13 protein-coding genes are annotated in these 15,102 nt (G+C 47.4%); 8 read left to right on the forward strand and 5 right to left on the reverse strand.

What is annotated here, in order from left to right; all coding sequences use genetic code 11:
* Both HHL16_RS15550 and HHL16_RS15555 read right to left on the reverse strand, forming a co-directional pair.
* Window positions 1-1,407, reverse strand: coding sequence for a S41 family peptidase (locus HHL16_RS15550; RefSeq protein WP_169426098.1), 1,407 nt, complete (start codon window positions 1,405-1,407; stop codon window positions 1-3).
* Window positions 1,408-1,546: 139 nt separating this feature from the next.
* Window positions 1,547-1,861 (reverse strand): hypothetical protein, encoded by a 315-nt coding sequence (locus tag HHL16_RS15555; RefSeq protein WP_169426099.1) that lies wholly within the window; start codon window positions 1,859-1,861, stop codon window positions 1,547-1,549.
* A 129-nt stretch (window positions 1,862-1,990) separates the two neighbouring features.
* Between HHL16_RS15555 and HHL16_RS15560 the strand changes: the two genes are divergently transcribed.
* From HHL16_RS15560 to rocD, 5 genes are all read left to right on the forward strand, one after another.
* Window positions 1,991-2,734, forward strand: coding sequence for an electron transfer flavoprotein subunit beta/FixA family protein (locus HHL16_RS15560; protein ID WP_169426100.1), 744 nt, complete (start codon window positions 1,991-1,993; stop codon window positions 2,732-2,734).
* Window positions 2,735-2,779: 45 nt separating this feature from the next.
* A complete protein-coding gene (locus HHL16_RS15565; protein ID WP_169426101.1) occupies window positions 2,780-3,745 on the forward strand; it encodes an electron transfer flavoprotein subunit alpha/FixB family protein in 966 nt (321 codons plus the stop codon).
* Window positions 3,746-3,837: 92 nt separating this feature from the next.
* Window positions 3,838-4,449, forward strand: a complete 612-nt coding sequence (locus HHL16_RS15570; protein ID WP_169426102.1) for a bifunctional nuclease family protein — start codon at window positions 3,838-3,840, stop codon at window positions 4,447-4,449.
* A gap of 30 nt (window positions 4,450-4,479) precedes the next feature.
* A complete protein-coding gene (gene ispE, locus HHL16_RS15575; protein ID WP_169426103.1) occupies window positions 4,480-5,289 on the forward strand; it encodes a 4-(cytidine 5'-diphospho)-2-C-methyl-D-erythritol kinase in 810 nt (269 codons plus the stop codon).
* Between the two features lie 276 nt (window positions 5,290-5,565).
* Window positions 5,566-6,801, forward strand: a complete 1,236-nt coding sequence (gene rocD, locus HHL16_RS15580; protein ID WP_169426104.1) for an ornithine--oxo-acid transaminase — start codon at window positions 5,566-5,568, stop codon at window positions 6,799-6,801.
* Window positions 6,802-6,817: 16 nt separating this feature from the next.
* On the opposite strand, the gene HHL16_RS15585 is transcribed toward rocD, so the two are convergent.
* A complete protein-coding gene (locus tag HHL16_RS15585; protein WP_169426105.1) occupies window positions 6,818-7,219 on the reverse strand; it encodes a hypothetical protein in 402 nt (133 codons plus the stop codon).
* Between the two features lie 355 nt (window positions 7,220-7,574).
* Here HHL16_RS15585 and HHL16_RS15590 point away from each other — a divergent pair, with 355 nt between their 5' ends.
* The 3 genes from HHL16_RS15590 (at window position 7,575) to HHL16_RS15600 (ending at window position 12,671) form a co-directional block, all read left to right on the forward strand.
* Window positions 7,575-9,401: a T9SS type A sorting domain-containing protein gene (locus HHL16_RS15590; RefSeq protein ID WP_169426106.1), complete on the forward strand. Its 1,827-nt coding sequence runs from the start codon at window positions 7,575-7,577 to the stop codon at window positions 9,399-9,401.
* Between the two features lie 142 nt (window positions 9,402-9,543).
* Window positions 9,544-10,113: a dihydrofolate reductase family protein gene (locus HHL16_RS15595; RefSeq protein ID WP_169426107.1), complete on the forward strand. Its 570-nt coding sequence runs from the start codon at window positions 9,544-9,546 to the stop codon at window positions 10,111-10,113.
* A gap of 116 nt (window positions 10,114-10,229) precedes the next feature.
* Complete coding sequence (locus HHL16_RS15600) at window positions 10,230-12,671, forward strand: TonB-dependent receptor (protein ID WP_169426108.1); 2,442 nt, start codon at window positions 10,230-10,232, stop codon at window positions 12,669-12,671.
* Between the two features lie 99 nt (window positions 12,672-12,770).
* Here the strand turns inward: HHL16_RS15600 and HHL16_RS15605 are convergent, their stop codons facing one another.
* Window positions 12,771-13,979 carry a redoxin domain-containing protein gene (locus HHL16_RS15605; RefSeq protein WP_169426109.1) on the reverse strand — a complete coding sequence of 403 codons (1,209 nt, stop codon included), beginning with the start codon at window positions 13,977-13,979 and terminating at the stop codon, window positions 12,771-12,773.
* A 12-nt stretch (window positions 13,980-13,991) separates the two neighbouring features.
* On the reverse strand, window positions 13,992-15,086 hold the full coding sequence (locus HHL16_RS15610) for a TlpA disulfide reductase family protein (protein ID WP_169426110.1): 1,095 nt from the start codon (window positions 15,084-15,086) through the stop codon (window positions 13,992-13,994).
* Between the last annotated feature and the right edge of the window lie 16 nt (window positions 15,087-15,102).

Genomic DNA, 15,102 nt, shown 5'->3' on the forward strand with positions numbered 1-15,102 from the left:
CTAAGGTTTATACTTTAACTTCTGCGCCAGTCTGATGGCATGCTCCATTTGGCTTTCGTGCTTTTGCAGCAGGTCGTTTGCAGAAAGCAACACCTCCTGATGCGGCATAATGCCTCTTGAAAAAATATGGTTTGAAGTAACAGACATATGGTATTGCCACAATCCGAATTGTACTTTCATTCCTGTAGTGGGCAAAGTTAGTTCTCTTTGTTCACCGGAAGTATTTCCAATGTATGCTCCGCCCGTTTCTTCACCAACGAATACCCCACGATTGAGGCTGCGGGCGATTGTACAGAACTCTGCTGTGGCAGAAAAACTCTCTCCATCGATAAGAATCCACAGGGCATCATTGTAATTAACCGATGCAGGTTTCTGCAACTTAAGATTGGAATGCCAATCTTTATCGAATTCATAATATCCGTTACCGGTCTTTCGGTATTTTTCGGGATTGGAGCCAGTAAGAGATCTGTAGTAGTTGAATGTTTTTTTGGTGAGGAACCCATACAACATTGAGCCGTATTGATCTTTACCTCCACCGTTTCCGCGCAGATCGATGATCAGCTTATGTATTTTTTCTTCCTTTATCCGATTGAATGCACCGTACAGGAAAGTGGAGAAAACAAGTCCGGCCTGAGCCATTTCGTCTTCATCAAAAGTTCTGATGGTTAGAATTGCAATTTTATCTTCTGTGATTTTCAGATCGAGTAATTTCTCTCTGTTGAGGATATCGATGGCCGGAGGAATATCGCGTTCAGCAACAGCGCTCAGTTTTATTGAAGCCGTAGAACCCGCTTCTGTACTGTATTTTATATCGAAGGATGGAGATGATCCCTTCACCAGAAAATAATAGAAGTAGAAATAATTATCGAGTACATGCAATTTCTTCGTGTTCGAAAAACCATCTGAAACAATGAACCGGAACAATTCGTTTTGAATGCGGCTGACAGGTTGATTGTTGATGGAAATGATTTCTGCACCTGCCGGGAGACTGCTATCAGCTGTTCCGATCACATAGGCTTTATCGCGCACGAAGTGAAGCCGTACCGGAAAGAACTTAACGTCTTCCCTGATATGTTTCAGCAGAGAATCAGGAGGAGTGCATCCGAGATGGCCATCACGTGCTGCGCTCAGCACAAATTTGGTCAATCTGTAAAATTCAAGATCGGTGGTGGAGTTTCGGAGGGAATTGTAGCAGCTGTCGAGCAGTTGATCCATTTTCTCTTTGGGAGTAAATCGATAGAGCGATGGGTATTCGGCCTGCAATGCATCCCTTAAACAGGTAAAATCGGATTGCAGGTTTTCTTTACGGGAGATGTTTGCATTTCCGGTCTGCACCTGTCCGTTGGAAGTCTCAAAAATGCAAAGAAGAAATAAGAAAAGAAAAGCGGTTTTGATTTGCCTCATCATAGAATTAGCTGATTTGGCCCATCCTTCAACTACTTAATGTACCCGGACAGGAATTGAACCTGCACTTTCATACCGGGGACGAGAGTTGAACTCGTGACCTTAATGTTACTTGTTTCAAAGTCTATCCATTTTCCATTGTTTACTCATCCACCAATTCATCATATGCCATTCTCAGCTCATTCATCGCGTGCCTGTCGCCCGCTGCCTGAGCAGCCTTCATCCCTTTCTCGTACCATTCCAGGGCTGCACCCCGCTCACCTGCCCTTTCCAGCAGTTTCGCCAGCTGGTAATATGCGCCCACATAGCCCGGATCGCGTGTCAGCAGCCTTTCCCAAACCCCACGGGCAGTATCTTCCTGCCCCATTCCCACCAATTCCATACCCAGTGCATGGTTCAGAAAACTGTCTTCCGGACTCAAAGCCAGCATCTCTTTCAGTTTTTGGAGTCGATCCATCTTTTTCTCACAATTAAATTTTTACTAATCCTCTTAAAACTATCTTTGCGGCACTTATATTTGTAGAAGCATTGGTTGCATAAACAACCATTCTCTGGACAACTTAATACAATCTTAAATACTTCGCTAATGAAGATCTTAGTATGTATCAGCAAAACGCCGGACACAACGGCAAAAATAGCCTTCACTGATAACAATACGAAATTTGCACAGGATGGCGTTCAATGGATCATCAACCCATACGATGAGTGGTATGCACTCGTTCGCGCTATCGAGCTGAAAGAAAAAGATCCTTCCACTGTACTGCACCTCGTTAATGTTGGCACAGCCGACGCCGATGCCGTTATCCGCAAGGCCCTGGCCCTGGGTGGTGACGAAGCGATCCGCGTAAATGCCGACAGCCACGACAGTTTCTATATCGCCTCCCAGATTGCCGAAGTAGCCCGCAGCGGCGGATACGACCTCGTATTCACCGGCCGCGAAACCATCGACTACAACGGATCATCGATCGGCGGCATGGTAGCCGAACTGCTGGGTCTCCCCTATGTTTCACTGGCTTCCAAATTCGATCTCAATGGCACTACTGCCACCATCACCCGCGAAATTGAAGGTGGTGAAGAAATCTGCGAAGTAGCATTACCCGTTGTGGTAAGCTGCCAGAAAGGAATGGCAGAACAACGCATCCCTAACATGAAAGGCATCATGGGCGCACGTACCAAGCCTCTCAAAGTGGTTGAACCAACTGCTGTGGATGCACTCACTTCCATCGTTAGCTTTGAACTGCCACCTGCGAAGGCCGGCGTGAAACTGGTTTCTGCCGACAATCCGGAAGAGCTGGTAAGACTGCTTCACGAAGAAGCCAAAGCCATCTAAGCCGATCGCAAACAATTTCTTTTACCTCAATTTCAATTCAACGATATGTCAGTTTTAATCTTCATAGACCAGGCCGAGGGCCATATCAAGAAAGCTGCACTGGAAGCCATGAGCTATGGCGCTAAAGTTGCCGCCCAACTGGGAACCACAGCCGAAGGCATCGTGCTGGGATCCGTTAAAGAAGATCTCGCCGCACTGGGCAAATACGGTGTAAAAAAGATCCACCATGTAAACAATGCCGCACTCGATCATTTCGATGCGCAAACATATACCCACGCTATCGCTGAAGCAGTAAAGGCTTCCGGCGCCGATGTGGTGATCTTCAGCAACAATGTAGACGGTAAAGCCATCGCTCCACGCCTGAGCGCTCAGCTGAAAGCCGGTCTGGTGAGCGGAGCAGTTGCCCTGCCCGATACCAGCAACGGATTTGTGGTGAAGAAAACCGTTTTCTCCGGTAAAGCTTTCGCGAATATCGCTATCAGCACTCCGCTGAAAATTGTTGCACTCAACCCCAACTCTTACAAAGTTGAAACTGCCGATGGCACTGCAGAAGTGGCTGCCCTCAATGTAACTGTAGAAACACCGAAAGTGAAAGTAACTGCCGTTAATAAAGTAACCGGCGAAATTCCGCTCAGCGAAGCAGAGATCGTTGTGAGTGGCGGCCGTGGTCTGAAAGGCCCAGAGAACTGGGGAATGATCACCGATCTGGCCCATGTACTCGGCGCTGCTACTGCCTGCAGCCGCCCGGTTGCCGATGCACACTGGCGTCCGCACCACGAGCACGTAGGACAAACGGGTCTGGCTATCGCACCGAATCTCTACATCGCAGTAGGCATCTCCGGAGCCATCCAGCATCTGGCAGGTGTAAACCGCAGCAAAGTGATCGTTGTGATCAACAAAGATCCGGAAGCGCCATTCTTCAAAGCAGCAGACTACGGTATCGTAGGCGATGCATTTGAAGTAATGCCCAAGATCATCGCAGCAGCTAAAAAAGTAAAAGGAATGGCATAAAAACCATTTCTGAACAATATCAGAATCAAGGAGAGCGGTTGTTTTGCAACCGCTTTTTTTTTGGACAAAAAGCCTTAGTTTCGTGTTCCGTTATGAAGAAAATAGAGTTGGAGATAGTTGCACTATCACATAGCATAACACAGACTCATTCCTACGCTGTAGTGCTGGGAGAAGTGAACGGCCTTCGCCGTTTGCCGATTGTGATCGGAGGCTTTGAAGCCCAGGCGATTGCTGTTGCCCTGGAAAAAATGCATCCCAGTCGCCCCCTCACGCACGATCTCATGAAAAATTTCATGAATGCTTTTACTATTGACTTGCAGGAGATCGTGATCTGCGATCTGCAGGAAGGCATTTTCTATTCCAAACTCATCTGCGTAAGTGAGCACGATACTGTAGAAATCGATTCCCGCACTTCCGATGCACTGGCACTGGCCGTTCGTTTCGGATGCCCTATCTATACTTACGAGAACATTCTCGAAAGCGCCGGCATTCTCATGGAAGATCCTTCCGGCAAAAAGAAAACTCCCCGCGAAGCAGTGGCAGCAGAAACAAGCGCAGGCACTACCAGCAGTGGTAACGACGACCTGAAAGGCCTGAGCCTCGACGAACTGCACACTTTACTCAACGAAGTACTGGAGCAGGAAGATTATATCCGCGCCATCGCTATCCGCGACGAGATCAACAGCAGAAAAAAAGGGCGGTAATACCATCCGCCAAATTCCGATACATCGCTCATGATCAACTTCCCCAATTGCAAAATCAATCTGGGCCTTCAGGTACTCGGTAAGAGACCAGACGGATATCATGATCTGTGTACCATATTCTACCCACTTCCAGTTCGTGATGTGCTCGAAGTGCTCAGCGCAACTGAAACCAATCTTGCAGTAACCGGCATTCCCGTCGACGGTGATCCCGAAAAAAATCTCTGTGTAAAAGCATGGCAGCTGCTGAAGCAACATCATCCGGAACTGTCTCCTGTAAGTATCGGACTGCATAAGAATATTCCCATGGGCGCCGGACTAGGCGGCGGCTCTGCCGATGGTGCTTTCATGCTGCAACTGCTCAATAAAAAGTATCAGCTCGGTATTGCAGAAGAAAAACTAATGGAATATGCACTGCAGCTCGGCAGTGATTGTCCTTTTTTTATTGTCAACAAACCCTGCCTCGCAACCGGACGCGGAGAAAAACTTACACCTGTTTCGCCTGATCTGAAAAATTATTCTTTCCTGCTGGTACATCCCGGCATTCATGTGAATACCGGATGGGCATTTTCGCAGATCAAACCGGCAGCGGCTTCAGCAGATCTTGCATCCATTATTCAGCAACCGGTAGAGCAATGGCGCCATACACTGGTGAATGATTTCGAAGCGCCGGTTTGCAATCATTATCCGGAGATGCAGGCCATCAAAGATAAACTGTACAATGCAGGCGCCATCTATGCATCGATGACGGGAAGTGGAAGCTGCTTCTTCGGCATCTTCCCCAAAAAACAATTGCCTGCTATCGATTGGCCTGCAACTTACAGACAGTTTCTTTTACCCTGAATGCATTGATTGATTCCCGAACCATACCGGCACTGTGCTGAATCCTTAACTTGCCCCACTCCCCTTTTTTTCGTAGCTTTGCATCAAATCTGAAAATTATCAGACTCAAAGCCCTCATATCATCTTTCTTACATCTCAATCTCGATCTGCTCAATCATCGAGGTTAATGGCTTTGTACCGGCAGCTGATCAGCGCCGGATCGTAACTCCCTGTTCAATTATTTCAATCTCATTGTTCATTTTGTATTCGGTCTGAATACATCTCAAATACTTTCTTATGCAAGCAACAAACTTCGCTTCTGCCAAAGAGCAGCATTTTCTTTCTCTGGAAGAAAAATACGGTGCACACAATTATCATCCGCTACCTGTTGTGCTCGAACGCGGCCAAGGTGTACACGTATGGGATGTAGACGGAAAACAGTACTTCGATTTCCTCAGCGGCTATTCTGCCGTAAATCAGGGGCATTGCCATCCTGATATCATTGCAGCACTCATAGAGCAATCGCAGAAACTTACGCTTACCTCCCGTGCATTTCACAGTGCATTGCTGGGTGAGTATGCGCAGTTCATCACCGAATATTTCGGATACAACAAAGTGCTGCCGATGAATACCGGCGTTGAAGCGGTGGAAACAGCGCTTAAACTGGCACGCCGCTGGGCATATGAAGTGAAAGGTGTGGAGGAGAATAAAGCAGTGATCATCGTTTGCGGAAACAATTTCCACGGCCGCACCACCACCGTCATTTCCTTCAGCTCCGACCCCACTGCGAAGAATGGATTCGGTCCGTTTATGCAGGGCTTCAAATCAATTCCATTCAACGACCTGCCTGCACTGGCAGAAGCATTGAAAGATAAGAACGTTGCCGGCTTTCTCGTAGAGCCTATTCAGGGGGAAGCAGGTGTGGTGGTACCGAACGAAGGTTACCTCTCCACCGCCAAACAATATTGCGCAGATGCCAACGTGCTTTTCATTGCCGACGAAATTCAAACCGGCCTCAGCAGAACAGGAAAGATGCTGGCCTGCGATCATGAAAATGTAAAACCCGATATACTCATTCTCGGAAAAGCATTGAGCGGAGGCGCGCTGCCCATCTCAGCCGTACTGGCTGATGATCCCATCATGCTCACCATCAAACCCGGTGAACACGGATCAACTTATGGAGGCAATCCCCTCGCGTGTAAAGTTGCCATCGCTGCACTCACCGTGCTGAAGAAAGAAAAGATGGCAGACAATGCAGAAGCCATGGGAGCACTGCTTCGCAAAAAACTGATGGAACTTAAATCTCCTTACATCAAACTCGTTCGCGGAAAAGGATTGCTGAATGCCATCGTGATCGATCACAAAGACCCCGATGCTGCATGGAAACTCTGCATGGCCATGAAAGAGAACGGCCTGCTCGCCAAGCCAACGCATGGCGATAAGATCAGACTGGCGCCACCATTGGTGATCAATGCCACTCAGATCGAAGAATGTGTGGAGATTATCGGAAAGAGTTTACAGGCGCTGAACTAAGCGCCTGTAGCGGCTTCTAGCCGTTCTTCTTTTGCTGGGGAAGTTTGGTATCGGGAAATACTGCCATCAGCAGCATCACAAATGCCGAACCTACCACCAGCCAGAGGCCTGATTTCTTATCAGGACAAATACCATTATAGCAAGCCGAGAACACCAGATAGCAGCGAATGGCCCATGCCACAATAATGGCATTGATCAGCAGGTTCCAGCGTTTGGCCCATATTTTAGGAAGCAGAAAGAATACAATGGCAAGCACGGCAAAGGCAATGAAGAATTTCCCCGGTCTTCCATATTGGTTGTTCTCAGAGAAGAAACCGGTGAAGTCTTTTTGTACATCAGGATAATAAGCCCAGGGAATAAAACAGGCAATCACCAGTGTGATAGCTGCCAGAATGCCGATCCATTGCGAGTATTTCATAATTATTAGACGGTTAGGCGCCTTTTGATTCCGGCAAAAGTACATTTTCCTTCCAATTAGCCCCATAAGATTTCTATTGCAATCGCCCCCTTCACCTGCACTCATACGCAGTTTCTTAGTCCTATCAGCCTTTCGGTTTTCCTTTTATCAGATTAACACCGCCATGCGGTAACCTGCGCCCGAACACATATGAATTTCTTTCACTATTTTTAAGTTGTAACAAGTTACATCCAATTTCCCGCTCCCCTTCCTACTCCATTTATTCCCTGTTCACAGTATTCCACATTCACGGCATAGCAGCCGAATGGATTTCTATTGCCCCTGCCTTCCATTATGAAAACGAAAATACCACACTATGCGAACGACTACACACTTGTTATCATTGCTGACTTTGCTGTTGGCATCCACCTGTACTTTCTCACAGTTCACCATACGCGAAACATTCATGGGCTCTTCATCTGCGGGCGTTACATTAGGTGGTAATGCCATGCTGACTTCCGGAAACCCTGATCCTGTTGGTCAGGGTTGGTTACGACTTACCCCTGCTACCACCAATCAGTTGGGATATGGAATTGTAAACTCTACCTTTCCTTCCTCACTCGGAGCATTGGTAGATTTTGAATATACAGCCTGGAGATCCAGTGGAAGCGGTGCGGATGGCTTTTCAGTTTTTCTCTTCGATGCCACTGCTGCTCCATTCACTATTGGCGGTGTTGGTGGATCATTAGGTTATGCCAATAACACTACCAACCCCTCACCAGGTTTGAGTGGCGGTTATATCGGTATTGGAGTAGATGAATTTGGTAACTTCTCCAGTACAGTTAACGGGAAAAATGGAGGCCCCGGACAAAGAGCAAATGCGGTGGCACTTCGAGGTCCTGCACCAACCTACTCCTATATTACAGGCAATCAGATCATCGCATCTGATGCAGGTGCCGGTGACAATGGCGGTATAGATTACAATACGCTTACACCCACCAGACCCGATCAGGCAACTCAGTTCTACAGAAGACTACAGTTTGAACTAATTCCCAGTGGCGGCAATTTCACATTGACTGTAAGATGGAAAACCAGTCAGTCAGGAGCATTTGTTACCCTTTTCGGCCCAACGGTACTTGCCTCGCCTCCACCTGCACTGCTGAAACTCGGCTTTGCAGCGTCTACCGGTGCTTCTATCAATAACCACGAAGTAAGAAACATTCTCATTACTACTCCCGGTAATATCAGTGTGGTAAAAACAGCACCGTTGCAGGTTACTCATACACCGCCTTCCACTACTATCCCATATAGGATCAATATTGCTAATGGAACAGCTGGTAATGTAACAGGCATCAGCCTCAATGATGTGCTGCCTGCGGGTTATATTGCAACCGTCTCTGACATTACTGTAGACCTGCATGGAGCTGCTTTCAATTCAGTGAGCGGATTAGCCATCGGACCCGGAAATGTACTGACAGGTACGCTGAATGTTGCCGCAAAAAATGAAATCACTCTTACCATCAACGGACATGTGAATGCCATCCCTGTGGGCGGCAGTATTACCAATACGGTAACCGTAGGTTCGGGTAATATCACCGAAGCAGATCTCTCCAATAATGTGTCGCAAATCACTACTACCGTTGTATCAGGCACGCTTCCTGTAACAATAAAATCGTTCACGGCAGAAAAACAAACCGGCGGAGTGCAATTGAAATGGACCACCACCGACGAATCCAATTTCAAAGAAACCGCCATCGAACGCGCGACCGACGGTGTGCATTTCAACGTTATCGGAACAGTACCGGCACAGCCCGGATCTGCTCCTGAAAAAAACTATTCATTGCTGGATGATAAAGCAGTTGCAGGTATCATCAGCTATCGACTCAAAATGATCGACCTCGACGGCACAGCCAAATACTCCGTTATCCGCATCGTTAACAATACCAGCGACGATGGCAAATGGAGTGTATTCCCCAATCCTGCTTCAGCACAGACGAGTATCGCCTTGCCTGCCAGCTGGCAGCAGGCGCCCATCAGCTGGACGCTGATAGACATGCAGGGCAAACAACTGAGAACAGGAAAAGAATACAGCTCAGGCATTATTCAACTATCTCTGTCGGGCATACCACCGGGACGCTACCAGATAATGCTGCAGCACTCTGCAAAATCATTGAAACAGGTACTGCCACTGCAGGTTAAATAGTTTGGTTAGTAATTGACATAAGGGTGTATGGCCAAAAACCATGCACCCTTTTTAATGCGCAAAACACCCTGAATCTGACGCAGACGGCACCGGCCATTGCCAACAAAAAGCCCCAACTTAGCAACCAATAAAAACAACTTACATGAGAAGAATAGTTCTGAGCCTGCATACTTCAATGGACGGATACGCCGGAGGCGTTAACGGAGAAATGGACTGGTTAAAAATTGATGACACCATGTTCGATTACGTGAATGAATTTACTGAAGAAGCCGACACCGCCCTCTACGGCAGAGTTACGTATGATATGATGCAGGCATACTGGCCCACAGCCGCCGATAAACCCAATGCCACTTTGCACGACCGTCAGCATTCAGCCTGGTACAAAAAAGTAGAAAAACTCGTTGTGAGCAGAACGCTTACATCTGCTCCCGACATCAAACGTACCGTACTCAACAACAACTGGATCGATCAGATCCGCAAAAAGAAAGAAGAACCCGGAAAGAATATCATCATATTCGGAAGTCCGTCTATCGGCCGCGAATTGATGCAACACAACCTCATCGATGATTACTGGTTCTTTGTTAACCCGATGATCCTCGGCGACGGCATCAACATCTTCCCCAAAGGCATTTCCAGCATTCCGCTGAAACTTAACGACAGCAAGCGTTTCCCATGTGGTGTAGAAGCCTTGCATTTTACCGTTCATCATTAACTTCCCGAATTCGTAAGAGAATTTCTCATTTCGCTACGGATTACGTTAGGGGTGTAGGTAGTTTTACGTGTTATAATTAAGTTTTGTAGAACTAACCTTATTGTACACCGTATCACATGAGAATTGTTTTTTATTTTTTGCCGATCCTTTGCTGCATCACACTAAATGCAAATGCACAAAATGGCCAGAAGGTGAATTACCGGCTCAGCAGCCGCATCATCGATTCTGTTTCGCAAAAACCACTGGCCAATGTTTCGATATTGCTGCTGAACGAAAAACAGCAGACTGTTTATTCAGGCAGTTCCGGCCATGACGGGCATATAAGCATACCTGTTTCAGAAACCGGCTTGCGCACACTGGTACTCACTGCCATCGGTTATCAGAAAACTGAGATAACCTTTGCAGTGAATAATTCTCAGGAGCCTGTACTTCCTGAAACCATTGCCCTGTCTACCATTGCCGTGAGCCTTGCTGAAGTTACCGTCAGCTCCAGAAAAAAACTGATTGAATCGAAGCCCGGCAAACTCATTTACAATGCCGGCAACGACGCCACCAATAAAGGCGGAACAGCAGCCGATGTTTTGCGCAAAGCGCCTGTGCTGAATGTAGATGCCAAAGGCAATGTAAGCATGCGCGGCAGCAAGAAGATAAAAATATTGGTGAATGGAAAGTATTCCGGTCAGATGGCCCGCAATGCCGCAGATGCACTGAACATGATGCCTGCCGATCTCATCCAATCGGTGGAAGTGATCACTACTCCATCTGCAAAATATGATGCGGAAGGAGCAGCCGGTGTTATAAATATCATCACCAAAAAAGGAAAGAAAAGTTTCAATGGTGCGCTGGAACTCAGTGGCAGCAATATGGAACAGGTGATCAATCCACGCGTGGGATTCAGCAATGGCAAGTGGAATGTAATGGCTAACGGTCACCTGCACCGCCTGCGCATCAAAGAATCATCGCTGCTCGATCGTACACAGATCGAAAACGGGAAAGACGATCTGAACCTCTGGCAGGAAATGCAAAGCGATAACGTCGCACCACACGGCTCCGGCGATCTCGCTATCACATTCACGCCCGATTCTGTTTCCGAGTTCAGCTTCGGTGCCAATACCTGGTTCGGCAAATGGCCCACCGACAGAAAGCAGCAAACCATTGTACGCGATGTTGCAGGCAACAGCATCGAACATTATTTTCAGGATGCGCGTTCCAGAGAAAACTACTTCGGTGGTGACATCAATCTATCGTACAGCCGTAAGTTCAAAAAAACCGGACAGGAGCTCACCATCCTCACTCAGTTCTCTCCATCGAAGAGCCGAAACCCTTACCATATCTGGCAATCAGCGCAGAAGGATGGCAGCTACAACTACGAAGAATTCAACGGAAACGATACCCGCAATACAGAATGGACATTGCAGACAGACTACACACATCCCATTCTCGACGACGACAGGCTCACTATCGAAACCGGTGTGAAAGCCATCTTCAGAAACGTGCAGAATAATTACCATGTGTTGGCAGGTGATCCGCAAAGCGATGCCGGACTGCAACCCATTGCATCGCGCACGGATGAATTCAAATATCGTCAGGATGTGCTGGCAGCTTATGCATTGATCAAATCGAACCTCGATGCCAACTGGTATGCAGAAGCCGGGCTGCGTGTTGAAAGAACCGACCTGCATGGCGAATTCAGGGATCAGAAAAATCCCTTCGGCAGTCAGTTCACCAACTTTGTTCCGAACGCAACCATCACCAGAAAGTTCAACGATGAGCAGCAGTTATCGTTCAGTTATACGCAGCGCCTCACGCGCCCGTATATCTGGGATCTCAATTCCAACCTCGATGCCAGCGATCCCAAGAACCAGTATCAGGGAAATCCTGCGCTCAAGCCAGAGACCATGCATCAGGCAGAGCTGGTATATGGATGGAATAAGGGCAGCGAATTCTTCCTCAACACTTCGTTCTTCTGGAAACTCACCGACAACTCTATTGTAGATTATACAGAGACCAATGCTGAAGGCATTTCCAAAGTAAGCAAGCAAAACCTGGCGGCATACAAATTATATGGAGTAAACCTTTCGTCGTCCGCTACCCTCAACAGCTGGTGGACCCTCAACGGAAATGTGAACATCAACAATATCGATTATTCGAGCAATGCATTGCATATTCTCAACAGAGGATGGGCCGCAGACTTCGATCTGAATGTAAGCTTCAAACTGCCCAAACGCTACACTATTCAGGCATTCGGGCAATACACCACGCGCGACATCACATTGCAGGGGCACGATTCTTATCAGTACAGCTACACATTTTCCGTGAAGAAAGAATTGCAAAAACCCAAACTCAGTTTTACGGCAACAGCCATCAATCCTTTCTCCGAATACATTCCGCAGACGATCTATACGGCAGCAGCCAATTTCAGATCGGATGTTGGATACCGCTATTACCTGCGTCAGTTCAGACTCACCGTGAACTGGGAATTCGGGAATATGTTCAAAGCGAAAGAGAAGAAGAAAATAGAGAATGATGATGTGAGATCGCGATCCAAAGGAGCATAACAACCGTCTATAATTCACGCACCTGTACAAAAGAAACGGCCCCTTCATCAGGGGCCGTTCGCATTGAAAACTCGCAAGTATGATGGAACATGAACATTACTAACTTCCGAAGATCTCTTTCAGTTTTTTATCCATCGCATCATCATCTTCACCACCACCGCCGTAACGGCCAATGATAACACCATTCTGATCGATCAGTATTTTGGTAGGCAACGAATGAATGCCATATTTATCACTGATATCATTGGGGTTCTCTTCGCCCTTCATGGCTTTCTCCATATCCAGACCACGCAGCGCATGTTTCCAGATGCCGATGCCATCTTTCTCCACTGCTTTCTTCCATGCATTGTGATCGCTGTCGTCATCAGAAATACCGATGATCTCGAAGCCTTTGTCCTTGTATTTTCCGTAGAGCGATTTCAGATGCGGATTGCCTTTGCGGCAGGGACCGCACCAGCTGGCCCAGAAATCGATGAGTACATATTTGCCTTTGAGGCTGGCCAGATCGATCGTTTCGCCATTGATATCTTTTTTGCTGAACACAAATGCAGTGCTGCCGGGAGATCCCATGCGCATGCCTTCGAGCTCTTTCTTCAGTTCTTTGCCGAGGGAGCTTTGCTGTTTATCGGCAGGCATGGCTGCGTATACTGCTTCGCCTTCATCTACTTTCATCTGACTTACGTAAAAGCGCATCATGTTAACAGTAACCCATGAGTCAGGATTCTTTTTGATGAACTGAATGGTCTCTTCTGAGATCTGCTCCTGATACGGTTCCATTTTAGTTTTGATGGCATCCAGATCCTTTTTCATCTTCTCCAATGTGGCTTCATCTTTTTTGGCCCTCATGGCAGCAATATATTTTTCATTCAGCGCGGAGAATGCTTTACTGAGCGGTTCAAGTTTTACGCGGGCCGCTGCTGTAGCTGCTTCCAGCCGATCATCATCAGCCTGTGCTGCAGAGCCGGTGAGCTTTGCATGTCTGAGATCACCTTTTACCAGACTGAGTTTCATATTGCCGGGTTCGATGTAAACATTGCCTGCATCTTCGTTGCCCGTCCATACCCTGCTCATTTTGAGAAAGATTCCGGCAGATACTGCATGCGGTAATTCTCCCCTGAAACTGAATCTGCCATTCTTTACCTGTGCACTGTCGAGTTGAGAAGATCTCGAACCCGTGCCATAACTGAGATATACGTATCCTTTATGATCGCCTTTGATGGTTCCTTCGATGGTGAAGGGTTTCAGCTGTGCTGTTGCCAGCTGATGTGTGAGGGCCATGCCGGCCAGAATTGTTATTTGCTTGATCATGACTGTTTTTGTTTAGTGCAGTATCTCTGCAAGTTTGTTATGAAGCGCAGTTCCGCGGAGGTCTTTCGCTATGATCACTCCGTTGGCATCGAGCAGCATAGTACTCGGAATAGCCTGGATGCCGTAGTATTCTGCAATCTCATTTCTGTAACCTTTGAGATCGGAGATCTGCGTCCAGGGCATGCCATCTTTTTCGATGGCTTCTTTCCATTTATCTTCCTTATCGTCGAGCGAGATGCCGAGTACATCGAAGCCTTTTCCTTTGTACTTGTTATAGGCCAGCAGCACATTCGGATTTTCTGCGCGGCAGGGTCCACACCAGCTTGCCCAGAAATCTACCAGTATATATTTCCCTTTGAATGATGAGATCTTTACCGGGTTTCCGTTCTTGTCGTTCTGTGTGAAGTCTTTGATGGGTTGCCCGATGGCGCTGCGTTTCAGCACTTCGAGGCGTTGCGCCAGCTTCTTTCCGGTGTAGGTCTGCTGCGCTGTTGCATCGAGTACTTTGTAGAGACTGTCGAGCGGAGCGAATTCTCCGATCACGGCCATGTCTTCGATCAGCGCCACACTTACTGCACTTGCAGGATGTTTGCGGATATAGTCTTTCGTGCGCTCGCGCCTGGCTGTGCGGAAAGAATCGATGCGTGTTTCGAGTGCAGCTTTCACCTGCTCATCTTTTGCTTCGTGCAGTTTTGGAAAGAGTGCATACATGGGATCGTTGAGGTCTTTCAGCGATTCGTCGAATGCAACAAACTCATCCTGCGCAGCAGAGCCCGTTACTTTTGCGTAGTAGAGAGAATCGTACGTGCCCTTTATCTGAACGGGCGCATTCTCCATGAACAGTTCCATGTATCGCTCGCTGGTGTTGATATACACTTTGCGCGGATCTGTTACGTTGCCTTCCCAGTGGAATTTTCCGTTGGTTACTTTAACGGTATCTGATTTTTCAGCATTATCCTGCAATCCTGAAATATACACTACCGAATCTTTGAGACCGGTTATGTCTGCATCCAGTGATGCTTTGGCTTTTTTTTCAACAGGCTGCTGGCAGGCAAATGCGAATGAGATCAGCATTGCTGCTACACTTGTTTGCTTTGCATTTAACATGGCGTCTGTATTTGTT

It is taken from the genome of Pseudoflavitalea sp. G-6-1-2 (assembly GCF_012927185.1).
Classification (GTDB): Bacteria; Bacteroidota; Bacteroidia; order Chitinophagales; family Chitinophagaceae; genus Pseudobacter.